We start from the raw sequence: 26,808 nt of genomic DNA, 5'->3' as shown, positions 1-26,808 counted from the left end.
TTCTCACCTCAGAGTCATGTAGTCTTCAGGCTCTGCAAGAATGGCATCACCATCTGAAACATATCCTGTCCAGGTGTCTTTCACAAAGGTATCTTCTCCATCAAACACAATATTCTCATCTGCCGGATAAGCTTCCATGTGTTTAGATATCGCAAGGCAGGTTACCGTGAAAGTATCCTCGTCCTGAACTTTTTTTCCATCTTTTGTAACTTTGCTCAATATGTAACCATCATCTGTTTCTTTGACTTCCACGGAAATGCCGCTGACCACAGGCAGAGAGCCTCGGTTAAACGGAATAAATCCGCCCTCATAGCCTTCTACAAAATTTTTGACTGTCTCTTTCAGTTCTGCTCCGCTCATCTTGCTGCTGTAAGCCGAAAGACTATTTGGCATGATCATGTCTCCCGCCATTTTTTCTGTATAGCCGGCTTTCAGCACGTTTCCCGTAAAGCTGTTTCCGGTTGCAATCAGCACATCTGTTCCATAAATGCCACGCAGAGTGTTTGCCATAACAGAATATGCTTCATTACCTCCACTGCTGTGGAAACGACTGGAATAAGCCTTCTGTGAATCCAATACTATTTTCTCAGAAGTGGATTTCTCCTCAAGGAGCTGGGCATTAAATGACTGATAAGCCTGCCCTGCATCATATTCTCCTGAAATCATCTTAGACACCACATCCTTGGACACAGAGAAAAAGTCATTTGACGCAATACGGATATACATATGGTTTTCCTCTATCACAGGTTTCACATCTTTCATATATTGTGTAAGATGGAGTTCCACATCCTGACTGTAGCTTAACAGATCCTGTCCATCACTAATGATCCGGTTCTGCGCATCCTCCGAAAGCATTGTGTCCAACACCTTCATTGCTTTCTTTCGACGTGTCTCATCCTGTGTCAGATCTCGTTTTAAAGCCACCTGGAAATATGGCGTAGTCATAATCCACTTTTCACCGTTCTCCTGAAAGAATGGAAGAAACGTTGTGTTGATGCCCTGATCCTGAAACATTTTTACACCGGCAGAGCTGCCAAAGTACATGGCAAGCTTGCCACTTTGATACATTTCAACTATGTCATCATAATTCATATCCAGATCATCCTGACTCAGACCGGTATCCTGGATAAACTGTTCCATACGTTCAAAAGCCTGCGGCCAGACGGTACTATCCAGACCTTCTCGATTTGTATTATCCGGGTCACTGTAGGTGGTGCGCCACTTGCGTCCGTCTACAGAAGACAGCTCTGAAGCAGACAATCCCTGCAGTGTTTCCATACAGGTGTAATCATAATAATAGTCTGCAGTAAACCCACGGATTCCCACTTTGTCAAATGCCTGGCAGGCAGAGACAAAGCTTTCATAGTCTGTTGGCAACGGGATATCATATTTTTCAAAAAGATCCTTGTTCACTACAAAGCCATGGGCATCTGCACACACCGGAAGCCAGTTTACGCTTCCATCCTCGTTCATAAAATTGCTAAGGTATGTATCATAGACAGCGCCTGACGCATTGGTTGTGGAAAGATCCATCAGCTGTCTTTCAAGGAACTTGCATCATGAAGTGAAAAGCGACAGCAGGTTATAATATCCGGCAATCCACCATTTTCATTCAGAAATCTGTAGAAATCAAGATCGTTGTTGCCTACAACAAATTCAACATTGATATCCGGGAGCTGTTTCTGGATGTATGGTGCATATTTTTCATACAGGCTTGTGCTCCATAAGTACACCGTGATTGTGTCTGCATCTTCTTTCTCTGCACTTTTACTGCCACATGCTGACAGTAGTGATACGGCTGTCACCATTGCCAAAAGTACAGCCAAAACTCTGTTCCATTTTATTTTTTTCATTACAAGTTCTCCTTCATTTGCCCTGTCAATATATCCAGCAATTCCTAATTTTTCATCACCCCACCAATTTATGAATTACTTTTATCAGTAATTCCACATCAACAGGCTTAGCAACATGTTCATCCATTCCTGCTTCTTTTGCTCTTATTCTGTCCTCCGTGAAGGCATTTGCTGTCATTGCAATGATCGGTACCTCCTTTGCTTCCTCTCTGTCCAGAGACCTGATCATCTTTGTGGCTTCATAACCATTCATTACCGGCATCATAATGTCCATAAGAATGACATCAAATTCACCGGGTTCACTTTTTCTGAACAGCTCAACCGCTTCCTGCCCATTCCATGCTTTGGTCACGTCCGCGCCCTCATTCTGAAGCATAAATTCAGCGATTTCCATATTCAGCTCATTATCTTCCGCCAGAAGAATATGCAATCCCTTTATAGATTTTTCGGATACATCCTTCTGTTCTTCACGTTTATCCGCATCCGGATCTATTTTAAATGGAACCCGGATCACAAATGTCGTCCCTACGCCTTTTTCACTTTCAAAAGTAATGGTTCCACCCATTTTCTCGACCAGCTTCCTTGCAATGGCCATTCCCAGTCCGGTTCCGACAAACTTTGTGCGGCTTCCCGTATATTCCTGTGCAAATGGTTCAAAAATATGTTTCTGGAACTCCTCAGTCATTCCGATTCCTGTATCCCGGCAGATAAATTCCATTGTCGTCATTCCTGGCTGTTCGGATGGGATTTCCATGCAGCTAAGATAAATATATCCATTTTCTCTGTTATATTTCACTGCATTGGACAGGATATTCATCATCACACGTTTTACATACCCCGGACTTCCAATAAGATCACGGTGTATGATTTCTTTTTTCTCCCATACAATCCGGATATTCTGTTCTGCAGCAATCTGTTCAATTACAACAAGCACTTCCTCAGAGATTTTGCTCAGATTAAATGGACTCTCTTCCAGAACAACTTCACCCGACTCCAGCTTACTCATGTCCAGAACATCATTTACCAGTTCCAGCAACAGATTGGATGCCGCTTTAACCTTTGTTCTGTATTCCTTCTGCTTCTCCATATCATCTGCATAATGGTCTGCCATATTGATCAAACCGTAGATTCCATTAATCGGAGTCCTGATATCGTGGCTCATACGATGAAGGAATTCTGTTTTTGCCTCATTGGCGGCTTCTGCCTTTTTTGCTGCTGTCAGAAGTTCTGCTTTATATTTTTCATCTTTTTCAAATTCTTGTTTCCGGTACGCCAGATTGGTTCTGTATGTCCAGAACCAGAATATGCCGGACATCAGAAAATAAAGAAAAATAACACCTATAACACTTAATGGAAGATTACAAAACACTTCCGTATCCGGAAGATATGCGTAGATATAATAATCACGCTGTTTCAGCATGATTCCATAACATCCAATTCCTTCCTTCCTAAAATGATAGATATGCTGACTGTCTGTATGCTTTTTCATTGCCTGAACAACTTCGTTGTCGGCTGTATTCTGTCCCAACAGGCTCTCATTATTGCTGGCAACAACGATTCCGTCGTCTGCAACGATAATCGTTCCATCTTTCTGGATACTATAACCATTTAAAAGCCCCTGTATCGTCAGCGTATAGTTTCTGGCAAATTCAGGAGATGTGTAATAATAGATTGCAACGATACCCGGTGCATCTTTTCTGGCGCAGGCTGCAATGTCAATAAAGGATCCATCTTCCCTGGTAAACCGTTCCGAATAGCTTCTTTCTTCATATCCGGCAAAATCCATGATAATTTCTTTTTGCAGATACTCCGTAATCTCATTAGCCAGAGACTCATCCATGCTGTATTCACAGTCCGTCTTTCCTTCTGCATCCAGTACAATGATACCATCCACCCATAGAGTCTGCAGGTTTTCCTTCAGGAAATCCCGCTTAGCTGACCGCCGTTTTCTATTTCCATATCGATATTCGTACTCATCTGTCTGGCACTTTCAATGGCACGGAGAAGACTTTTGGATTCCGAAGATTCATTATAATGGGTGTAGGTGGAACACTGCACTTTGACATAATTTACAATCTCTACCATTCTTTTCTCTGCTTCCGCTTTCTCCGCATGAAAGAAATAAAACAGAGAGACTGCTGCCACACAGATTCCAATCAGACCACCGATCAGCTGGATTCGTTTTTCTCTTTTCATTCTCTTAATATCCAAGATCATCCACCTCCAGATACTTCTGGGGATCATCCAGATATTTTTCAATAATTTTCAGGGATGTGCCATCCTGCCGCATTTCTTCCAGAGTCTGGCTCATCTGCTCACAGATTCCTCTGTCATCATCTTTGCAAAAGCAACACCTATCCCGGTGATCATCAAAGGTTCTTCCAGGATTCGAAAGCTTACGTCATAATCCTTCATATACTGGACAACAGATTCCTCATGCGCAGCGACTGCATCTACATATCCTTTTCCCAGAAATGTATAGATCAGCTCCCTGTGTCCCAGGCTGATCAGATTGCCCAGCTTTGGGATTCTCTCATCCGTCCGGTTCAGAAAGATACCTTCCGGTTTGGTCGTGGACTGAACAGCCAGGTTCTTTCCCTCCAGGTCACTCAGTTTATAGATATCACTATTCTCATTTACAGCGACCACCTGCCGGCTTGCTATATATGGTCCCGCCCAGCGGTAATCGTCAAGGCGTCCTTCCATGGAAAAGCAGCCCATGATACAGTCAATCTCTCCGCTCTCCACCAGTTCTTTTTTCTTCTCCCAGTTGATCTGGACAACCTCCACCTGATATCCCATTCTTTTGAAAGCTTCCGCAGCCAGTTCTACATCGATTCCCGTCGGTACACCATCCTCATTCAGATAATTGTATGGTGGATAGCTGTCGCTGCCGAGGGTAATAACAGGCTTTTCGGTTTTTTCTTTCGTGTTATCTGTGTTTTTACACCCCGCCAGGGTGACTGCTAAAATCCCTGCAAGCAGAATGCCTGCAATCACTCTTTTTCCTTTCATTTTCTATCTATCCCTAACTATCCTTTTCGATTCTTTTATGTCCGGTTACTTTCCATTTGTCACTGTTCCGTGACCTGCGGTTCGGTACCCCCCCCCCGCCGGATTTTATGCTTCTAATCGTCTTTTCCAGTACCTTCATCTCAACCGGTTTTGAAACATGTGCATTCATACCGGCTGCCAGAGAATGCTGAATGTCCTCTGAGAATGCATTGGCAGTCATGGCAATGATCGGTATCGTCTTTGCCAGTTCATGGGAACTTCTGCGGATTGCCCTCGTCGCCTCATAGCCATTCATAACAGGCATCTGCACATCCATCAGGATCATGTCATAATCACCTGGAGCAGACTGCTCAAATGCCTTCAAAATCTCTTCACCATTTTCACAGATGGTACATTCCGCACCTGCTATCTTTAACAGTTCCGTCAGGATCTCTGCGTTCAACTCATTATCCTCTGCACACAGGAATTTCATTCCCTGCAGGATATTACCATCCTGCTCATCTGTTTCTTCTTGTGTCACCAGAGCAACTGTTCTATCCTCTGCAATTTTCAGATCCATGAGAACCTCAAAACAGCTTCCCTGTCCCAATTCACTCTCCACATCAATGGTACCTCCCATTGCCTCAACCAGATTCTTAGTAATCGCCATTCCAAGTCCGGTTCCCTGTATTTTATTTGTAAGGGAACTTTCCGCACGGGTAAACGCATCAAAAATTGTATCCTTGAAATCTGCCGACATTCCCATACCATTATCGCTAACTAAGAAACGGTACTTTGCATAGACAGATGACTTTGTCTCACATTCTTCTACAAAGAACTGAATTTCCCCACCTTCCTGGGTATACTTCACTGCATTGGAAAGCAGGTTGCTGAAAATCTGTATCAGGTGAACCTGATCCCCATTCACCCACTCATGTTGAATATTTTCTTTTATGATTGTAAGGGTCTGCTGCTTTTCATATATTTGAGTATGAAATATAGTGTCAAGTTCCTGTACAAGATCCAGAATAGAAAAGTCAGAATACTTGAATACTGTTTTTCCCGCCTCAATCTTGCTCATATCCAGAACGTCATTGATAATTCCCAACAGATGCTGCGATGAAATATCTATTTTATCTGCATACTCTATAACTTTTGCTTTATTACCTGCTTCATGTCTGATCAAAGATGTGATACCAATGATTGCATTCATAGGTGTGCGAATATCATGTGACATATTAGACAGGAAATCCGTTTTCGCCTTATTTGCATTTTCAGCTGTCTGTAAAGCCTCTGTTGCAACGTTCTTTGCCTTTTTCAGTTTTTGATTGACTACTTCCATTTCCTTCATTGTTTGTAAATGAAGTTCATTATTTCTTTTTTCATATTCTGCTTTTTGATCTGCAAGACTAAGTCTGGAAATACTGTAGAATAATCCGGCAAAAAGTAAAAGTATAAAACCTGCCATGAGTATTGTTGTAAACAACACCGTTTTCTGGTAATCCATCAGCACATTGTCCACAACTCCCTTGGCCACAATGCACACCAAAATGGTGTTGTTGCTTTCTATCGGGCAATACCCCAGATAATAGGGGTTCTGTTTTCCCAAAAGTGCAACTCCGGATTCTCTGTTATCAAACTTCTTTTTGAACAAATCAGCCTCTTCTTCTGTAATAGCCTGTTCCCCTTTTAAATGTTTTAACAAAGAATAATTACGCAGGTATTTATCTCCACTCTGGTTCGTATACGTAATATTTCCGTCATGATCCAGCATGAACAAATATGCTTTTCCATGATAACCTTTCAATTTTAACATGGAATCCAGTTTCGAATGATCATACACAGTTCCAATTGCCGTATAAGTTTCTCCATTGATCGTGTATTCCTGACATGGAATCGCAACCAGATAACCGTCTTTTTTCTTCTGATCATAATCAAGACGCACCAGTTTTCCAATATTGTATCCGTTCTTTAAGTCCAGCAGAAGTTTACTTGGCATATCAATCCGCATTTTTGTTCCACCTGCTGATATTGCCTGACCATTTTCCTGAAGGAATATAAGAGTACTTTCCGATTCTTTTTCCCATGCTTCAAAGAAATTTTTGTTCGTATCCGTTTCAAGAGACAGTTCCCTCTCATGAAGTAAGAATTCCTCAACCAACTGCAGCTGGCTGTAGTATCCACTCACCTGAAGATCATAGGTCTGCTGTATCTGTTCAACAACAGCTCCCATACTGCTTTTTCCATTTTCGCTGATATACTTATTAGACTTACTTATAAGATACTTGATACAAACTAAGCTTAAAAGAATCATAAGTAGTATAAGCAACAGCCTTGTTATTTTTTTTCTTTTGTTTACCTTTTGTTCTATCTCCACTTTTACTGTTCAACCTCTATATAGTCTTCCGGTGCTGACGGCTGCTGTCCATTTGACATTGCTTCGGTCCATGCACTTGATAATGTTGTATCTTTAAGCTGCTCAATCTCACATTTCAGATTTATTTTTTTCAAAACAGACATTGTGGTGTCTGTAAGAAGAATCGAGTATTCCTTTTCTTTGTCTATTTTCTTATCATTAACTGTTAAGTCCTTTAACGAAAATCCACTTTCCTCTTGATTGACGATCATTTTCATACCGGATGCAATTGGTAATTCGTATTTATTGGTTACGTAAAAATTCTCATCAGCATCAGCAAGATAATTTTCCACGAGTTCATAAACCTGTTTACCATTGATTTTTGCAACATATAATGGTGTATCTGAACTCTTCGCTGTCATCATGCCAACCCGGCTGCTGGTGCATTCTCCTTTGTACATAGAAGAAGTGAAATAATAATATGGTGCCAGAGCCAGCTGTGCATCATTTTCTTCTCTGATCGTAGTTAAAATGGAAGATGCTGCATCACGGCCATTTCTATCGTTCAGTGAAATGGAATATTCATTTTCAAAATTCACCGTTGCTTTTTCTTCTGGATCTTTACGATTCATTACACTGCGAAAAGTATCATAAGCCTGTATTTCATCCATTTCCCCTGACAGTAATCCGTGAACAGCCTCAAGACTTGCATCAAATGATTTTTGGGCGGAATATCGGATATAAACAGCATTATTATTAATTTCCTCTTCCAGTCCAGGCACATCCTGCATCATGGTTGGAACATCTGTATTCAATGAAATAACACCGCTTCCATCCGCAATCAGCTTTTGCCCCTCTTCTGAAATCATACAATCCAGCACATCCAGCGCAGTATCCAGTTTCTCCCGGTCTTTTTCCAGGTTTTTGTTAAATGCAATGTTTAAGGACGGAGTCATGTACACATAGGATTCATCCGATGTCTGTGAAAAGTAAGGAATACGGATCAGCTCCGCATCCATCTGTTTCTGCAGCTGCTGCATAACCGTCGGATGTCCATGAAACATTGCTGATTTTCCTTCGACAAACATCTGGGTTCCTGTATTGATATCAATATTGATATCTTCTTTACCAAAATGCGAGTCCTTAAGAAACTGACTGGTTTCTGAAAAAATACGTTTCCATAATACATCATCAAACTTTACTTCATCCGCTGCAGTCTCTGCACCGTTTCGCCATTCAATACCATCCAGCTTGTAAACTCACCGATTGCTGCAGCCTGGATGATTTCATTATTAGACCAGTCTTCACCAAGATCCATGGAATACGGTTTTATGCCATTATCATAAAACTGCTGACATGCCTGTACATATTCCTCATAATTTTCTGGAATCTTTACGCCATACTGATCAAACAGTGTTTTGTTGGCAATGATCGTCTGCGGAATACCACAGATTGGCAGCCACTGGATTTCATCCTCCGCATTCTTATAATATTGCACCGCATAAGAATAATACTTGGAAACAACATCATAAGAAGCAAAATCCATAAGATAAGGCTGTAAGTCCTGTGCATCTGTTCCAGAAAATCGACGTACTGTTATAATATCCGGTAATTCATCATGTTCTTTAAAATAACTGTATAAATCGGTATCATTGTTACCTATAATAAATTCAATATCCTGATCTGGAAACTGTTCATGGATATAGGGTGCAATATTTTTCATCAAACGATTTTCCCACAGATAAACGGTAAGATGATCATCATTTATAGATACTTCTTTCTTTGACTGTCCACATCCAGACAAGACAGCAGATGCTACAAGTACACCTGACACCACTGCTATCAGACAACGTTTTGCCTTTTTCATACTTTTATTTTCCTCATTCTTTCCTGATAAAATCATTATTGTTACGTCTATGAAATAACACCGTAAAAAAGCACCGTCAGACAGACAGTGCACCTCATTTTATGCAACTGGCTGCCATTTTAAAGGCCCTGTAGCTTTGCGTCCCAGACTTTCATCTGGTTTGCCAATTTCCTTATTATAGCTTTAATCTTATGTAAAAAACTGATTTTATTATACTTTAGTGTTCTACTATACACAAGAAAAAAATTAACATTTTAACGTTCAAAAACAAAAAAAGAACAGCCGATACATATACTCGAACTGTTCTCTTACTTCCGAAGTCCACGCAGCATTGACATTACTGTTTCCTGCTCATTTGTACTCAGATCATTCCATATCCCTAGAACTTCTTTCTGTTTTTCTGTCAGATTCTCTGAATTATCTTCTCGAAAAAACTGCGATAATGTCACGCCCAAAGCTACACATATTTTTTCAAGTGTGATCAGCGACGGCAGGTTTTCCTGCTCTGGTTCATATGGTACTTACAATTCCACGTTGTATGTGATAAACTATTATTGTCCATTTAGACTACCTTTACAATCCTTTTTACAGCAAGTATACTTATTATATCGAAAAAATAATATGAAAATATCTGCAGAAATTATTAAGATATTGCCAAAACATAGAAAACAAATCACGGAGATAACAGAAACCACACTTCCCATCAGACAGATCGTCCTGCAGACCGGCTTCAGCCAGCAGTCCTATTTCGGAAAATGTTTCCGTGAAAAAATGAACTGCTCCCCACGGGAATACCGCAAGAACAGAACCGAATGCCGCTTTGTATAAAATGGCATCCGGTTCTGTTCTTTTTATTTCGCTGCGGCACTTGCCCAAAACGCTCTATTTCTTCCCGCAACCCATTTATTTTCTTTCACACAGTAGCTTCCTCTTAAACGAATATCTTCTGAAGAACTTCCGACCTCTACTGCATATCGTCCTTTTTCCACTTTCCAGTGCATATCAATGTCCAGAAAAGCCATTTGATCCGTTTTCACCTCAAAGCATACCGTTTTCTTTTCGCCCTTTCGCAGGTGAATGCGCTTAAAACCTGCCAGTTCTTTTACTGGTCTTGTCAGGCTGGCATATTCATCTCGTAAATAAAGCTGGACAACCTCATCTCCTTCACAGCTTCCCGTGTTCTCAACAGCGCAGGAGATCTGAACCGTATCTGCTGCCTTTTCATTTCCCATCGAGATATGTAAATCCGAATATGTAAATGTTGTATACGACAGTCCGTATCCAAAATAATATCTCGGTCTGTGCGGCATATTCACATAATTGGCAAAACCGATACTGCCGCTCTGATCCCAGGAGGAACCATATGGATGATTGTAATAAACCGGAAGCTGTCCCACTCCATAAGCAACGGTAACCGGAAGTTTTCCTCCCGGATTATATATTCCGGTTAAAATATCAACTACTGCTTCTGCTCCTGTTTCTGATGGACTCCATGCTTCCAGAATAGCATCTAAATATTCCTCTGCAGCATCACTGGAAATCGGTCTTCCATCAAAGTGAACGCCAACCAATGGTTTTCCAAGCTGCGCAGCCTTGCGAATAAATGCATCCTGACATTTTGGAAGGTTAATATCAGTACTGTCAATTCCTTCTCCCATTGATGCCATGGAACACGTTCCGTGCTTACCGCCAAGCGTCAGTATCACAATGTCTGCCTGCTTTGCTGCCTGCAGCGCTTCTTCAAAATGACTTTCGTCGTTTCCTGCAATCGGATAGCCATATGCATATAAAATCTCACTTTCCGGAAAGCGGATTTGGAATTCTTCATACAGATTTCTGCATTGCGGTTTCTGTCTTTTCAGGATCTGATCAAACTGCTCTGTCTCATCAGACTGAATATTGGTTCCCGGAACCGTAATAATCTCATCTGCATCTGCCTGTACAACTCCGCTTACACCTGCAATAGAATTGGCAATCGCATAGGTAGACTCCATCATACACATATGTGTGTATCCACCAAACATTTTTCTGGCATACCCGGCATGCGGTCCGATCACCGCGATTTTTTTCCCTTTTGCCGCAATCGGCAATACGCCGTCATTTTTCAGCAATACCATGGATTCTCTGGCCGACCGCAGGGAAGTGTTCCTGTCTGCTTCCTGCATTACAAGAGCATGAAGCTCTTTTCCTTCCAGCGCATAGGGATTTTCAAATAAGCCCATTCTGAATTTTCCCTCCAGAACCCGCAAAACCGCTGTATCCAAAATATGGATATCCAGTTTTCCACTTGAAAACATCTCTTTTAATTTCTCATTATAGCCAGTACAGGACGGCATCTCGATATCCATTCCCGCATGAAGACACATCGCACCGGCTTCTTCAAATGTTTCTCCAATATGATGTACACTATGCGCATTTCCCACTGCACCGTAATCGCTGATGCACATGCCGTCAAATCCCATTTTTTCCCGAAGCAGTTTCGTAAGCATGTTATGAGAAGCAGATACATCTTCTCCATTCACAGCGCAATAACAAGGCATAATACCTTTCAGATCTGACTCTGTGATTGCTGCCTGGAAAGGTTTTGCAAACACTTCTTCTAAAAGTCGCGTCGGCGTTTCGCTGTGTGTTCCATGAATTCCACCCTGCGAATTATGAAAAGCCACAAAATGTTTTGCCACACTTTCTGCTTTTCTTGAAGCAACTGTATTCTTTTGTATTCCTTTCGTATACGCTGCCCCCATCGCACTTACAAGGGAAGCATCTTCTCCATAACTTTCTCCAAAACGGCCCATACGCGGATCTCTTGCCACATCCAGAACCGGTGCCAGTATATGGGTAATACCACAGGCCGTTTCCTGTCTGCTCACAATTTCTGCAATCTGTTCTTCCAGCTTGGGATCAAAGCTTGCTCCCCTGCCAATCCCAGACGGAAAACTGGTGGAGTCCTGAATGAAGGCCCCGCACAATCCTTCCATATGAAAGATTGCCGGTATTCGATGGGCACTGTTTTCCATCACAATCTTCTGCACTTTTCTCTGCCATGCAGCCACTTCATCAAGTGTCTCCATCCTGCGCATTTCCAGCGTGCTTACTTCTCCCATTCCGTATTTTGTCTCCTGCTGAATTTTTTCAAAGTTATAGGCATCCTGATCAAAAGGAAAAACACAGTTAATCTGTGCCATCTTTTCATCAAGGCTCATTTCTTTGAGCAGAAGAGAGGCTCTTTCTTTGGCACCCAGTGTATGATCCCTATATGATTTCATTTAAATACGCTCCCCTTTCTCAAATAACTTCAGAACATGTAACAATCTTGCAACACTCCTTTCCAGATCTTTTCTGGTAATCCGTCTCTCCTGATAGGCCTGCAAAATCTGCCGGATCACCGGCGGGCCACCCGGCATCACAATATCATTTCCCGCTGCCACAGCATCGCCGCCATCTGCGACAATATCCATATCGCCCCAGTCAGTAACGACAACACCATCAAAGTTCCATTCTTCCCGTAAAATATGCGTACACAAATCTCGATTTCCAGCTGCAAGAACCCCATTAATTTTATTAAACGATGTCATAATAAAGGATACTCCGGCATCTCGAACCAACATTTCAAAAGGTTTCAGATAAAGTTCCCGCAATGCACGTTCCGTAAGGATGGAATCTACCGCATCGTACCGCTTCTTCGCACTTCCTCTTCGATACGTTTCCTGTTCATTCACGGCAAAATGTTTGGGGCAGACGCGGACAGGATGATTTTCCTGAACGCCCTTTGTAATCTGGACCGCACAGATTCCGGTCAGATAAGGATCCTCCGAAAAATATTCAAAATTTCGCCCGCAAAGCGGATTCCGGTGCAGATTGACTGCTGGTGCCAGCCATACGTCAACCGCTTTCTTTTCGCACTCTGCGCCAACCGCATTTCCAAACGCTTCCCACAGTTCTTTATTGAATGCGCAGGAAATCAGCATAGCCGTTGGCCAGGCCCCCGTTCCCACACCTGCCGGTCCATCTTTATAAAAAATGGAATGAATACCTTTTTCTGGCATAGCCGGGGAGACATATCCTTTTGCTCCGACTGGATGATCGTTTTTGGTCAGTGGATTTCCCTGACCATCCAATATAGTTTCCGGCTGTTCCTGTTTGCTGAACGCTGCAAATGGAATTCCAGGTCCATACCCCACACACAATGCAGCCAGCTGTTCGATACTGAAATTTTTTACTTGTTCCATTTCATCCCGTAAAAGATCATATCTTTCCTGCTCTTTTAAACCATCGGTCTCTTCTTTTTTCTTTTCATGCATTCGGACCTTTTTTCGTCCTTCTCTTGCAGATAGTACCTGCAAATGCTCTACATTGCAGTTTTGCACGCAAAGACGATTCACACATTTTTTAATTACGTAATCTTCTCTTATCTGGATTTCTCCTGCAAAAATTGTCTCACGGGATGAATTTCCGATAAAAAACTGATATTTTCCCTTTTCCAGGATATATGATGCAGATGTCTCAACATATCCTGCCAGATCCTGCATGGATATTCGGATCGAAATATTCTGTTTCTCCCCCGGAGCAAGAAGTCTCGTTTTTGCAAAGCCTTTTAATTCTTTTTCCGGTTTTTCCGACTCTGTACCAGAGCAGGACAAATAAAGCTGTATCGTTTCTTTTCCTGCATAATTTCCGGAATTTGTTACCTCCGTAATAAATTCCACCTCTTCTTTTTCCTGTTTCATCTCTTTCGGAAGAATCGTAAACGATGTGTAAGACATTCCATATCCAAAGGGGTACAATACCTGTTTCCGAAAAGTATCAAAATAGCGATACCCCAGATAAATGTCTTCCTGATACACCGTTACCGGGCTTTTCGTATATCCTGTACTTCCATTTGCCTTTGCATCCAGTCCATAATTTTCGTAAGTTAAAATTTCATCTTCCTGTTCTTTATTCCAGGTGAAATTTTCTGCTGTCGGGTAGTCTTTGAAAGACTCTGCCATGGAAAAACTTAATTTGCCAGATGGATTCACAGCCCCCGTCAGAATATCAGCTAATGCTCCGCAGCCTTCTTCGCCCGGAATTCCCAGAAACACCACGGCCTTAATTGCGGAATAGGCGTTCACCCACTGCATATCGATCATTCCATTAATATTCAGTACAACGATCACATGTGGAAAAACACAGCACACCTGTTCCAGCAGTTCTTTTTCGGATTCGGTAAGTTCATAATCACCTTTGATGTGCCTGTCACATTCTTCCCCACCGGAATTCCTTCCCAGCACAAAAACAGCGGTATCGGTAAACTCCCTGGCTTTCTGCATCAGCTGCTCCGGAATGTGATACTCTGTCCACATCGGCTGATATTTTCCAAAGATCTCATACATAAAACCACAGTTCATATTTTCTACATTTGTGATATCAATACCGTCAATCACAAACTTTTCCGATTCGTTTTTTTGATGGCTGGTGTAAAATTGTTTTAACCCTGCTTCTGCACAGATTCCTCTTTTTTCACATTCACATAAGAGATTCTTGTTTGCAAGGGATTTGGATGCTCCCGAACCGTTTCCCGAAAAAATGGTTTCTATCTGTGCCCGTCCCAAAAAAGCCACCTTTTTTTCTTTTAATGGCAAGATCTGCTCTTCATTTTTCAAAAGAACAATTGATTCTTCCACAAGTTCCTGAAAAATACTTTTTTTCATCTCTTTTCCTTTCTTTCTGCTGATGTCTTCCTAAACAAGCCTCTTTTGTCTATTTACGCAATATAACATGGACTTCATGCATTTTTCCATCCTTGAAATCAGGCAGCACAAACCCATCTGCTTTGTCGGACATATCGCAAACTGCTCCATCTGTCTTAATTTCAAGCACTCCTTTTTCCAGATGATCTGGATTTTCGATGATTACATGATAATCAGCACCTCGAAAATGTCTGGTCACTTCTGCCTTTTCCCATTCTTTCGGCAGACACGGATCGATCCGCAGTCCATCGTAATCCCGTTTGATTCCGAGGATTCCTTCGTACACCCCCATCATGCACCACGCAGAAGTTCCCGTTGTCCAGGACTGGTAGGATTTTCCATAATATCCGGGATTGGTAGAATAACAGTTTGTAAAAACATATGGTTCTGCTCCGGATTGCATGGATGGATTTTTATCACTGTCCGGCATAATTTTTTTCAGTGTTTCGAATGCTTTGCTTCCTCTCCCCACCTTGCAGTCCATCAGAATTTTAAACCCTGTAGCATGACAGTATACACCACCATTTTCAAACAATCCTGGCAGCATGCCGGACATTCTCCCTACATTTGGCGAATACTTCTGATACGGCGGAAGATTTAACGGAAATCCAAAATCATGCTCCATGGAATCCACTGCTTTTAATATCTTTGGTAATTTCTCTGCATCTGCAACATCTCCTAAAACAGCCCATGTCTGCGCGTTCAGATAAATTTTGCTTCCTTCGCTGTTTTTGGAACCAATATTCTCCACATCACTTAACGCCCGCATGTACCACGCTCCATCCCATGCATATGCATTAATGCTGTTTCGTAAGATACGATATTCCTCTGCTATTTTTCCGGCATATACCTGATCGCCTTTTTTCTTCAGTAATGCTTCTAATTCCTTCAGTGCCAGGCAGAACTGATGGGAAAGCATTACGGATTCCGCATATTCATCCGTTGTAACATTGAGTGCATCATTCCAGTCCGCAAAATAAATCCGTACCAGTCCATGCTTTCCTTTATCCTGCAGCAATCGATTCACAGCCGCTTTCACATGATCCAGAACAGCCGCCTTCCCTCCATCCTGCCATTCAATCTCCAGATCCAGGATAGAAAAGTCTCCCGTTTCTTTTATCAGCTGGCAGACAGCCCATATGATCCAGAACGGCTGATCGGAATACCGGGTATCATCATAAGGATACCACGTAAGAACTCCATGACCATCCCGAAACTGATGGCGAAGACATTCCAGAATCTCTTTTTTTGCTGTTTCCTGCCGATAGTTTAACAGGCCAACTGCAATCTGAAGATTATCGCGGACTCCTTTTTTCCCGACAATGCAAAAATCTACCTGTTTTTTCACCCAGTTATTCATCATGTGATTGATTTTTTCATCCGGCGTTTCCACGGTCAGCGAACGATATTTTTCCAGATAATGCGTTTCTGCTTTTTCAAGTTCCTTTTCCACAGCTGCAGAATTGGAAAACTTTTCCGATACCGCCCTTGCCTCTTCAAGTGATTCACTGATTCCAAATACAAACTGTAATTCTTTTTCTTCTCCTGGCTGTAGCACAATTTTATGCTGCAGCACACCGCCAAGAATAAAAAGGGCCGCTTTGGAATTTGTACAGTCTTTTCCCTTTACGACAATGTCCGGTCTCTGGAAAAGCGCGCTTGCTGATGCATCCAGCCTTGTTATGGTACTGGTTGTCCCGCAAAATGCTTCCAGATTTCCATCATATGCGTATGCCGGCTCTGATGCTGCCAGAAATGCGTTGTATCTTTTGTGCGGTGCGAAAGGATGTGCGGATCTGCAATATACACCCTTTAACTTTTCATCATAATCTGTTTCCATACAACGATACATTTCATAATATCGCGGATAAGAAAAGCCCTCCAGATAAAAGCTGACTGCTGAAAATATGCTGAGATGGCGCTGTCTTTCCCCTGTATTTTTTATTTTCAAAGTCCACACTTCCTGGTATCCTTCTTCCGGTACAAACAGCCGCCAGGAACTTGCAATATTCTGATAAGAAGACTGGATTCTGGAAGATCCAATGCTGTGTACGCACTGATAATTTTCTACTTCCGTATTTAATGGACCTTCGCCGATATTCCAGCATTCTTTGCTTTTCTCGTCTCTTAGATAGATATATCTTGCATCGTCCTGATTCATCATACACATATCTGCTTTTTCACTGAGGTAATAGCTGCGCCCATGTCCTGTCTGGGAAATCTGCGCACAGTAATGATTTTCATTCCACAGATAATTATACCAGTATCTTGGTGTTCTGGTTTCTGTTATAATGCAGGAATTTCCATCTTCTGAAAATGTATAAGGTTTCTTTTTTTCATTGCATAATGTATCGCTCATTTTCAATTCTCCTTATTTTTAACCTACAGAGCCTGCCACTGGCAGTTTCTGTAAATTGAATGACAACTGCAAAGTCGGTACAGTCTTTCCTGTACCGACCTTGTAGTTTCTCCGTTTATTTTTTCTCTTTTCTCGCAAGTACTTCTTCCCGCATCTTTGGTAATTTTTCTTCCAGATCAAATCTGGTAAAAATCAGGAACATAGCCAGGTTTACAACCAGCGGAAGATAGTTGGAAAATCCATAAATCGAATATCGCATGGAAGCAGTTGCACTTTCCAGCGATGCCTGATATCCGCCAATGGCAAGAAATGCGGATAAGATAACAGATCCAAGGCCGCTTCCCACTTTACTTCCAAATCCTATAGCTCCGCCCGACATTGCAACTAATTTCTTTCCATATTTCCATTCGTTATAATCTACCGTCATTGCTGTTAATACGCCGTACAGACACATCAGTGGAATCTGGATAAAGCTCGCCACAAGGCTGGTTGCTGCATAAACCATAAAGTTTTCCGGAATAAAGCAGCGGATCAGGGATGGAATGGCAGCTCCCATTAACCCAAGCTGAATTGTTTTTGTAACACCCAGCTTCGAAATGATCGGCTTGGAAACCACAAATCCGATTACCGTTGCCAGCATACCTGCCGCTCCTATGACTGCAACAAGATTATCGTTGCCAAAAATCCATTTTGCATAGTATGTACCCGAGGCTGCTGCCACTGCAGCGGTAATATTGGTAATCAAATTGAACAGAAGAACGATCACCCAGTATTTATTCTGCAATAACATTTTTATAGCATCTTTAAATGGAACTGCTTCCTCTTCTTCTGTTTCTGTCGGTGCTGTTTCTGATGCGTTTTCCGATTCGCTTTCAAAATCCGAAGCAAATTTTGCTTTTCTTCCATTGTTGTAGCAGATCAGGAAAAGTAATAAAACGCCAAGTGCAAGCGCAACACCATATTTGATCCATGCACTCTGTGTACCACCCAGCATATTGGTTACCGGAATTGTGATAATAGCAATGATTGTTCCGGCACCGTAGTTTCCGACTGCACGGAACAGCCCCATATTGCTTCGCTCACTCTGGCTGTGAGTACGCACAATCATAACCGCTGAAAACGGTGTGGCAATCATAGTATAAATAACTGCTGTTAAAAGAAGATTGGTAACCAGTACATAAATCAATGCCGCTGTCTGTCCTGCCTGAATCGGGACCGTAAACATCATAATGATGATGACTGCTGCAGGAATCGCCATTTTCAGCATCCAGGAGTAATATTTCTTATTCCCACCTTTGGAGTGGTCAATCATATTTCCCACCAGAACATCCGTCAGTGCATCTATAATCTTAGCGATCATCATCGCAATTCCGACTCCGCCTACCGCCATGCCGACTTTATCTGTATAAAAGTAAGTAAGCTGGCCAACCAGATTGGCCATCACGCCTAACGCTAACTGACCTCCCATATCAGCCATATAATCTCTTTTTCTCATAACTCTTCTTGCCCCGTCTGCATCATAGAGGACTTTTTGTTTCTTTTTTCCCATATCTTTTTCTCCCATCGTTTTTTACAGCCGCTGTTTTATACTTGTATTCTATCAAGTATTTTGTTTCTTTTATTACATATAGCAATTTAATATTATATATTTGGGCATTCTTTTTTTATTTTTAAATTATATTGAACACTTGGAAGATTGCCTGACAGAAGAAAACATACTCCTTTTTCTGTCTCTTTTCCTTCTATTCTTCCAATTTCATTTCCCATTGGATCTAATGCTGTAAGAACGGCCTCCTTAGCTTTTACGTAGATTCTTCCTTCCAGCGTTTCGGCATATAATTTTCCCTGAAAGTGTACTGCAGTAAACGGAAAGCCCATCATCTGTGCACCTTCCTGATACGTTGTCTTGTCCATTCCCGTTGTTCCCATCGCAGTGATCACAAATTCCTCTGCCTGCTCCAGTTTTTCCTTTCCCACTGGAAGAAGTGCCAGCGTAATCCGCTCATTTTCTGACTGGATCTCAATTTTTTCAGACAGCCGCAGACTTTCTGCTGGGCTTCCACTGAAATATCCGCAATACGGTGTATGAATTACGAACCGGGCATGTGCCGGATCAAACACCAGCTCTTTTGTATCAGAAATCAGTTTTCCATCTACCAGACCACATTCCTCCGAAAGTATCTTCCATTCTTTCATTGCCCGGTCAAGAATTGCAGCAAATTCACGATAATCTCCTGTGCCTGCGATTTTCTGAATTTCATCAAAGACAAGTGCCTGTGCTCCCAGATACACGCCTTCTCGTATCTCTTCTGCATTCTTCGCTGCCTGTTTCAGCCTGTTGTGGTCTTTATATTTCCGCCATGCGTCACGATACGGTGACCATGCATAATACACACCGTGTTCTGCCTCCGAGAGATCTGCCCCATTCAAAAATCCTGCGTTCACTGCAACAGCCGCGTCTCCCTGATAGGTATCCCCTCCGTCCAGGAATACATTTCGCATACATGTGATGTAAGGTAAAAAAGTAGTTGGCATTGCGTGCATTTTCGGCAGTGTTTTCAAATCGTTCTGTGTATATACGACATCTACACGGTTTTTAGCCGCCGATACCAGCCCTTTGAGAAATACAGATGCCATAAATCCCCACTGACAGATAACCGCCGGATCATTATATACATCAAAAACACTCCAGATTTCATCGTCCGGCTGATCGTCCGCCTTTTCTGACGTATGATAATTGTATAAAATCAGTCCGTCCCAGTCGTTCAAGCATGCATAGGCAACCGTGTGCACATATGCTGTCGAATGGAAAGGATGTTCCCCATATTCGTTCCACTCACTGAGCATGAAAGGCTTTCCTTTTACAATGGCAACGGAAGCAAGATTTAAAAGTGTTGTTGCCATAGAACCAACTCCTGTCTGCATGGTCAGCGGGTTCGTTGACACATATTCGGCCGGCCCTGCAACCAGATAGGTATTTGCCTCCTGGATCGGAAGCAGCGGGTGATTAAAATAGCTGTTATTTTCCATAAAATCCCCGTCGGTATGGCCATATACATCCGCTGCACCGGCAACCAGATTGCTTGTCACGATCGGAACTTTTACTCCAAGGGAATGAAGATAATCTTTCATATCCTGATAAAAATTACGATTCATCGTAATGCCAAATTCCATAAAATCAGCATAGCGGGCCGGACTTTCATTTTCTTCCCATTTTCCCAAAGGGTCGCATTCCGGCTGATAGAAATTACCTGCGGCTCCCTGCACAGTTCCTTTCTCCGGATCTTCTTCCTCGCCAAGCGCACATTTTCCTTCAAACGTCCATGCTTCTTTCAGACGCTCTCTTGTTCCATATTTCATCAAGAGGAAGCTGTTAAAACGATTTTGTACCTCATCCCGATATGGCTGCATCTCTTCCCGCTGATCCGTTTCCATCGTTCCTTTAATCGCAGAATCTTCATTATTGATCTGAACCGTGATCACCGCCGGATCGTCAATCAGTGCAAGACCTGTATAAGGATTCACATGACAGAGAATCTTTCTGGCATATTCTTTTTGCAGCTCTATCATCCGTTTATTGTACATGGGAAAACGTTTGATGCAGCTTCCCGCATTTCCTGGGTAGTCCAGTCCATCTCCTTCTACAAAATCTCTTGCAACGATAAGATCAATGTGAAGGTAAATACCCCGCTCTTTCAATTTTGCGACAAAATAGTCAAATCGATCCAGACCTTCCGGATGAAATTCTCTCCCGTTTCCTTTTTCATAATCTAAAAGTGGAGCTTCTTTACAGCTGGACCAGCTACGTGGTTCTTCGCTGATTGGGGCATCTGCTGCATGGAGCCGAATCACATTCACGCCCAGGCTCGCAAAACGTTCCGCCAGTTTCTCTGCGGTTTCATGATCCGGGGTATTTGATCTTGCAGCCACATTAAACCCAAGAAATTTTGCCCTTACACCATCTTCAAAATAAAAATGGCCATTCCTTGTCGTTACAAATCCATGTTTTCCAGCTGGTGCATCCAAAAGATAAGAATAATCGAGAACACCTTTATTTGGATTCGTTTTATTAATTTTAATCGGTTGTCTCATGCGTATGATCCGCCTTTCCTTTTTTCTAATCGCACTTTATCAAAAATGAAAGGAAAGATATTACATAAAAACATACAAAATTATATGTTTTCGTATTGTTATTTTTCTTTTTCCATTTTATACTTTAAATTTGGAAGTGAAGGAATCGTGAATTGCTTTGCAGAAACTTTCAAACGAAAATTTGATCCACTGCATCCCACAGATACCAGGAGAATATCATATGAATTATGTTACTTTTTGTAAAAATTACTATGCCGTTACAGGAATTCCTACGAATCTAATTACTGAAGCAGGAGCTATTTACTCTGCTTTATCAGAACAGCTCCACATCTCAACAGAGAGTCCTTATCCGCTTTATCCATCCGATTATAATCCCGAATTTCGTTTTGCATCTCCCGACATTGTATATGGCTCTGTCCAAATTGAAGCTACTGGTGAATATATCATCTTAGGCCCGGTTTTTTCCGTTCCTGTGACAGATGAGCTCGTCCGCAGTTATATGCATGACTCTGCCACGCCTCTGAAGTACAAGGAAGTAATCGCTGAGGCTCTCGCCTCCATTCCCCGGTTATCACATATCCAATTTTGTCAGCATCTTGTTTTCCTGCATCAATGTGTGAACCACAAGGAAATCAGTGTGTTGAAATTATTGGGACAGCGTGCACCCCAGCAATTGCGGCAGAGCCAGCAGCATTTGAAATCCATTACAGAAAATATGGAAAATAAAAAGATGCATAACACTTACCAGTTTGAATGCGAACTTTTTCAGTTTGTTCAAAACGGAAATGTAAATGCTTTGCAGAATTTTTTGAAGAATAATACATTACAATTAGAAGAAGGCAGACTTGCAAAAACCCCGATTCGCCATGCCAAAAATCTTTTTATCGTGACAGCAATCAAAACCGCTGTTCTTGGCGCCATTCCGGGAGGAGTAGATATTGAAAAAACATATCAGCTTCTGGATCTTTATATTCAGGAATGCGAGGCACTGCAGTCACTGGAAAAAATCCAGGCACTGCAATACTCCATGATTCTGGATTTTTGTCAGCAGGCAGGTGAAACCAAAATCCCTGCTGGAATCTCAAGAGAAGTTTATACCTGTATGAATTTTATCCGTACACATACAAACGAATCCATCTCCGTGAATGATGTCGCGGATTCCATTCAGAAAAGTACTTCCTACACGATGAAAAAATTCAAAACTGAGCTCGGCTTTACCATAGGTGCTTTCATTACAAGATGTAAATTAGAAGAAGCTAAAATGCTTTTAACCTACAGTACAAAAAGTCTGGCTGAAATCAGCAGTTATCTCTGCTTTTCCAGCCAACCTCATTTTCAGAGTTTATTCAAAAAACAGTATCATATGACTCCTTTAGAATACCGGAAAAAATCCGGTGTAATGGATACTATACGGCTTTAGTTTATCCTTTCCAGAGGCCCATTACAAAAACCTCACCTGCCGTTTTATCTTTTGTATGAAAACAGCCGATGAGGTTTTTGCTAAGAATGAACATCAGTGCAGATGATAAACCAGTTTCACAAACGCCGGATCATCATGGTTTACAATTTCACTGTGTCCGAGATGTTTGTAAAACAGAACATAAAAAAAGCTTTCAATCCTTGTTTCAATCCCTCTGAGTTCATCATACAATCTGTCGTTTCACCCCTTATTTTCTGACATTTCTGTGGAAATATACTTTTTTCTTCCTCCTTCATTGCGAATCTTTCCGGGAAATGCTATAATAGCCAAAGTTGAAAGCGCGAAATCCGAAGCATTTGCAAGCTGCTTCGGAAAAAAAGACCATCCCCCGGACAAAAAGAGAGGGGATATGTCCATCCTACGGGACATAAGAAAGGAGTTATTCTATGCCTTATGATGACGTACAAAAATTTTCAGAGGCAGCCGTAAACAAAGCAAGGCTGCTGAAAGAACACCCGGGGAAATACTTTCTCCGTGCAGTCATGGCCGGTTTCTTTATCGTGGTTGCCATGATTTTCTCCAACGTGGTAGGCAATACGTTCCAGAGTACAGATCCTGCCTGGGGAAAACTGCTTGGCGGTATTGTGTTTGCCATTGCGGTTCTGCTGATCGTTTTTATCGGTGCAGAGCTTTTCACCGGAAACAATCTTGTTATGGCATTTGGGGCCTATGACAAAAAAGTCTCCTGGGCACAGGTTGGAAAAGTATGGCTGGTAAGCTACATCGGAAACTTTGTCGGATGCCTGATTCTCTCCGTAATTTTCGTACTGGCAGGTGCTTCCGGTACTGCCGATTATTACGCAGGATTTATTGGAAATAAACTTTCCATTCCTGCCGGAGAAATGTTTTTCCGTGCCATTCTCTGCAACTTCTTCGTCTGCCTTGCCGTTGCCTGCGGCATGAAATGCAAAAATGAAGTTGCGAAATTTTTCATGATCATACTTTGTATCTCCGGATTCGTTGTTGCCGGTTTCGAACACTGCATTGCCAATATGGCAACCTTCGTTACCGCCGCACTTCTCGTTCCGGGCGGCATCTCTCTTACCGCCGCGCTGAAAAGTATGGTAATTGTAACTATCGGAAATATGATCGGAGGCGGACTGCTCCTTGCCTGGCCGCTTCGAATGATGAGTGCAGATAAATGACAAAATCCTTATACATTGCGGAGAAACCGAGCGTCGCTCAGGAATTCGCAAAAGCATTAAAACAGAATATGCAGCGCAGGGACGGGTATCTGGAGTCGGAAACTTCCATCGTAACCTGGTGCGTCGGCCACCTGGTTACGATGAGCTACCCGGAAAAATACGATCCTGCGTTAAAAAGGTGGAGTCTTGAGACCCTGCCTTTTTTGCCTGAAAACTTTAAATATGAAGTAATCCCGGAAGTAAAAAAGCAGTTCAACATCGTGAGCGGCCTGCTCCACCGGGAAGATATCGAAACCATTTATGTCTGTACCGACTCCGGGCGCGAGGGAGAATATATCTACCGCCTCGTCGCACAGATGGCCGGTATCAAAGACAAGAAGCAGAAACGTGTCTGGATTGATTCACAGACAGAAGAAGAAATCCTGCGCGGCATCCGCGAAGCGAAGGATGAAAGCGAATACGACAATCTCTCAGCTTCCGCTTATCTCCGTGCCAAAGAAGATTACCTGATGGGCATTAACTTTTCCCGTCTTCTCTCGTTAAAATACGGAAACGCCGTCGCATCGTATCTCGGCACCAAATACCAGTCCATCTCTGTCGGCCGTGTCATGACATGCGTGCTCGGCATGGTCGTGCGCCGCGAACGCGAAATCCGCAGTTTCGTAAAAACACCGTTCTACCGTGTCATCGCCGGTCTTTCTTTTAACGGGCGGAATTTCGAAGGCGAATGGCGTGCCGTTAAAGGAAGCCGCTATTTTAACTCGCCGCTTCTCTATAAGGAGAATGGATTCCAGAAAAAAGAAGACGCACAGAAGCTGATTGACGAATTAAAAGCACAGAACCCTCTGATCCCGCGCGTTCTGAAAATGGAGCGGAAAAAAGAGAATAAAAATGCGCCGCTGCTCTACAACCTTGCGGAGCTGCAGAACGACTGTGCCCGCTTCTTCAAAATCAGCCCGGATGAAACGCTGAAAGTCGTCCAGGAGCTTTACGAGAAAAAGCTGGTTACCTATCCGCGTACCGACGCCCGTGTGCTTTCTTCTGCCGTTGCAAAGGAAATCAGCAAGAACCTGCGCGGCCTGCAGCAGTACAACATCTGCCGCGGTCTTGCGGATGAAATTTTACAGGGCGAGAGCTGGAAAAAGATCGGTTCCACCCGTTATACGAATGATAAACAGATCACTGACCACTACGCAATCATTCCGACCGGACAGGGCCTTGGCAATCTGCGGAATCTTTCGGAGCTTTCCGCCAAAGTATACGAAACGATTGTCCGCCGTTTTCTTAGCATCTTCTATCCATCGGCCGTCTATCAGAAGGTCGTGCTTGTGACGGAAATCGGCGGCGAACAGTTCTTTTCCAACTTCCGTGTCCTCGTGGAGGAGGGCTACTTAAAAGCAATGCACTACTCCTTCTTCCGTAAAAAGGATGAGGACGAGGACGGAAAAAAGGACGAGGAAACAACGTGCGATCCCGCATTTCTTGTCGCGCTGTCCCAGTTAAAGAAAGGCAGTGAACTGAACCTGCTCGGCCTTTCAATGAAAGAGGGCGAAACCTCCCCGCCGAAGCGCTATACTTCCGGTTCCATGATCCTTGCGATGGAGAATGCCGGACAGCTCATCGAAGATGAGGAGCTGCGTGAGCAGATCAAGGGAAGCGGCATCGGAACGAGTGCAACGCGTGCGGAGATCTTAAAAAAGCTTGTCTTTATCAAGTATCTCGCGCTGAACAAAAAGACACAGGTCATCACACCAACGCAGCTCGGTGAAATGATCTATGACGTCGTCCACCAGTCCATCCGCCCGCTTCTGAACCCGGAGCTGACAGCAAGCTGGGAAAAGGGACTCACCTATGTGGCGGAGGGATCCATTACCTCTGAGGAATATATGGGAAAACTGGAAAACTTTGTAACACGCCACACCGTGAATGTAAAGCAGATGCGGAACCAGTTCCAGTTAAAGAGCAGTTTTGATGCGTCCGCGCCGTACTATAAAAAAGCCTCTTCCACACGTTCCGGTGCCGGAAAAAGCACGTCTTCAAGAAGCTCTTCTGCAAAGTCTTCTTTGAACAGAAAAAAGACCGCACAGAACACTTGAAATGTGGTAAGATAAACAGGAACAGAAAAAAGAAAGGATGAATCACTCATGAAAGATGCAACCATTTCTGAACTTTATGATTTAACCCAGACCATTGCCGCAAAAATCTTTGAAGGCAAAACGTATCCATGGGAAGTGCTTCCGCTCATCAAGGACTTTATTCTTGAACTCGGCGAGACGCTTGATCCGGCAGAATACGAAAAACGCGGTGAAAATATCTGGATCGCAAAAGATGCCAGTATCGCACCGACCGCTTCCATCAACGGCCCATGCATCATCGGAAAAGGCGCGGAGATCCGCCAGTGTGCTTTTATCCGCGGAAATGCCATCGTCGGCGAGGGCGCTGTCGTTGGTAACTCCACCGAGCTGAAAAATGTCATTCTCTTTAATAAAGTACAGGTTCCGCACTACAATTACGTCGGTGACTCTGTTCTTGGCTACAAAGCGCACATGGGTGCCGGTTCCATTACTTCCAATGTAAAGTCCGACAAGAAGCTTGTCGTTGTCAAAAGCGCCGATGAGCAGATCGAAACCGGACTGAAAAAATTCGGTGCGATGCTCGGCGATGAAGTTGAGGTCGGCTGTAACAGCGTATTGAACCCGGGAACGGTTGTCGGAAGAAATTCCAACATTTATCCACTCTCCTGTGTTCGCGGCGTGATCCCGTCAGGTCATATTTTTAAGAATGCGAAAGAAATTGTCAAAAAATCTGATAATTAAAAAAAATCTCTTTTATCGAGAGAAAACCAAACCGATTGATTTAAAAGACCGCCGGAAATTTTATCGTTTTCCGGTGGTCTTTGCAATTTTTTATCAAAATATGCTGGACGAATGACC

15 protein-coding genes, 2 pseudogenes and 1 riboswitch are annotated in these 26,808 nt (G+C 42.8%); of the genes and pseudogenes, 5 read left to right on the top strand and 12 right to left on the bottom strand.

The features are described 5' to 3' along the window. Positions 1-3: 3 nt before the first annotated feature. The 7 genes and pseudogenes from DXA93_RS14810 to DXA93_RS18660 all read right to left on the bottom strand — a co-directional run bounded on the left by DXA93_RS14810 (position 4) and on the right by DXA93_RS18660 (position 9,070). Positions 4-1,533, bottom strand: a complete 1,530-nt coding sequence (locus DXA93_RS14810; protein WP_243109232.1) for an extracellular solute-binding protein — start codon at positions 1,531-1,533, stop codon at positions 4-6. After that, positions 1,533-1,853 (bottom strand): hypothetical protein, encoded by a 321-nt coding sequence (locus DXA93_RS18670; RefSeq protein ID WP_243038290.1) that lies wholly within the window; start codon positions 1,851-1,853, stop codon positions 1,533-1,535. Before DXA93_RS18670 ends, DXA93_RS14810 begins: the two co-directional genes overlap by 1 nt. 55 nt (positions 1,854-1,908) lie before the next feature. Beyond that, positions 1,909-4,070: pseudogene (locus tag DXA93_RS14805) on the bottom strand (ATP-binding protein). After that, positions 4,054-4,868: pseudogene (locus tag DXA93_RS14800) on the bottom strand (substrate-binding periplasmic protein). Before DXA93_RS14800 ends, DXA93_RS14805 begins: the two co-directional pseudogenes overlap by 17 nt. Positions 4,869-4,881: 13 nt before the next feature. Further along, complete coding sequence (locus tag DXA93_RS14795; RefSeq protein WP_119208628.1) at positions 4,882-7,080, bottom strand: ATP-binding protein; 2,199 nt, start codon at positions 7,078-7,080, stop codon at positions 4,882-4,884. Between the two features lie 146 nt (positions 7,081-7,226). Then, positions 7,227-8,159 (bottom strand): 5'-nucleotidase C-terminal domain-containing protein, encoded by a 933-nt coding sequence (locus DXA93_RS18665; RefSeq protein WP_243109231.1) that lies wholly within the window; start codon positions 8,157-8,159, stop codon positions 7,227-7,229. Positions 8,160-8,401: 242 nt separating this feature from the next. After that, on the bottom strand, positions 8,402-9,070 hold the full coding sequence (locus tag DXA93_RS18660; RefSeq protein WP_243038287.1) for an extracellular solute-binding protein: 669 nt from the start codon (positions 9,068-9,070) through the stop codon (positions 8,402-8,404). 99 nt (positions 9,071-9,169) lie between these two features. Then, positions 9,170-9,245: riboswitch (cyclic di-GMP riboswitch) on the bottom strand. A 446-nt stretch (positions 9,246-9,691) separates the two neighbouring features. Between DXA93_RS18660 and DXA93_RS21015 the strand changes: the two genes are divergently transcribed. Continuing rightward, a complete protein-coding gene (locus DXA93_RS21015) occupies positions 9,692-9,898 on the top strand; it encodes a helix-turn-helix domain-containing protein (protein WP_118594530.1) in 207 nt (68 codons plus the stop codon). Positions 9,899-9,921: 23 nt separating this feature from the next. Here DXA93_RS21015 and DXA93_RS14775 read toward each other — a convergent pair whose 3' ends face one another. From DXA93_RS14775 to DXA93_RS14755, 5 genes are all read right to left on the bottom strand, one after another. Further along, complete coding sequence (locus DXA93_RS14775; protein ID WP_117510211.1) at positions 9,922-12,336, bottom strand: glycoside hydrolase family 3 N-terminal domain-containing protein; 2,415 nt, start codon at positions 12,334-12,336, stop codon at positions 9,922-9,924. After that, positions 12,337-14,760, bottom strand: coding sequence for a glycoside hydrolase family 3 protein (locus DXA93_RS14770; protein WP_118641139.1), 2,424 nt, complete (start codon positions 14,758-14,760; stop codon positions 12,337-12,339). A 49-nt stretch (positions 14,761-14,809) separates the two neighbouring features. Further along, a complete protein-coding gene (locus DXA93_RS14765) occupies positions 14,810-17,158 on the bottom strand; it encodes a GH36-type glycosyl hydrolase domain-containing protein (protein ID WP_118594532.1) in 2,349 nt (782 codons plus the stop codon). Positions 17,159-17,273: 115 nt separating this feature from the next. Beyond that, entirely contained in the window at positions 17,274-18,707 is a 1,434-nt protein-coding gene (locus tag DXA93_RS14760; RefSeq protein ID WP_022463024.1) for an MFS transporter, read from the bottom strand. Between the two features lie 92 nt (positions 18,708-18,799). Beyond that, on the bottom strand, positions 18,800-21,250 hold the full coding sequence (locus tag DXA93_RS14755; RefSeq protein WP_117510213.1) for a beta-galactosidase: 2,451 nt from the start codon (positions 21,248-21,250) through the stop codon (positions 18,800-18,802). 220 nt (positions 21,251-21,470) lie between these two features. Here DXA93_RS14755 and DXA93_RS14750 point away from each other — a divergent pair, with 220 nt between their 5' ends. The 4 genes from DXA93_RS14750 to DXA93_RS14730 all read left to right on the top strand — a co-directional run bounded on the left by DXA93_RS14750 (position 21,471) and on the right by DXA93_RS14730 (position 26,691). Beyond that, the gene (locus DXA93_RS14750; RefSeq protein WP_022463022.1) at positions 21,471-22,670 is read left to right on the top strand and encodes a helix-turn-helix domain-containing protein; all 1,200 of its coding nucleotides are present in this window, start codon (positions 21,471-21,473) and stop codon (positions 22,668-22,670) included. Positions 22,671-23,116: 446 nt separating this feature from the next. Next, positions 23,117-23,875 (top strand): formate/nitrite transporter family protein, encoded by a 759-nt coding sequence (locus tag DXA93_RS14740; protein ID WP_118594533.1) that lies wholly within the window; start codon positions 23,117-23,119, stop codon positions 23,873-23,875. Beyond that, on the top strand, positions 23,872-25,971 hold the full coding sequence (locus tag DXA93_RS14735) for a DNA topoisomerase (protein ID WP_118594534.1): 2,100 nt from the start codon (positions 23,872-23,874) through the stop codon (positions 25,969-25,971). Before DXA93_RS14740 ends, DXA93_RS14735 begins: the two co-directional genes overlap by 4 nt. Positions 25,972-26,019: 48 nt before the next feature. Next, positions 26,020-26,691: an acyltransferase gene (locus DXA93_RS14730; RefSeq protein WP_118594535.1), complete on the top strand. Its 672-nt coding sequence runs from the start codon at positions 26,020-26,022 to the stop codon at positions 26,689-26,691. The last annotated feature ends 117 nt before the right edge of the window (positions 26,692-26,808 follow it).

This window comes from Blautia sp. OF09-25XD (genome assembly GCF_003482095.1).
Taxonomy (GTDB): Bacteria; Bacillota; Clostridia; order Lachnospirales; family Lachnospiraceae; genus Fusicatenibacter; species Fusicatenibacter saccharivorans.
This window is presented reverse-complemented; position numbering and strand designations above follow the sequence as displayed.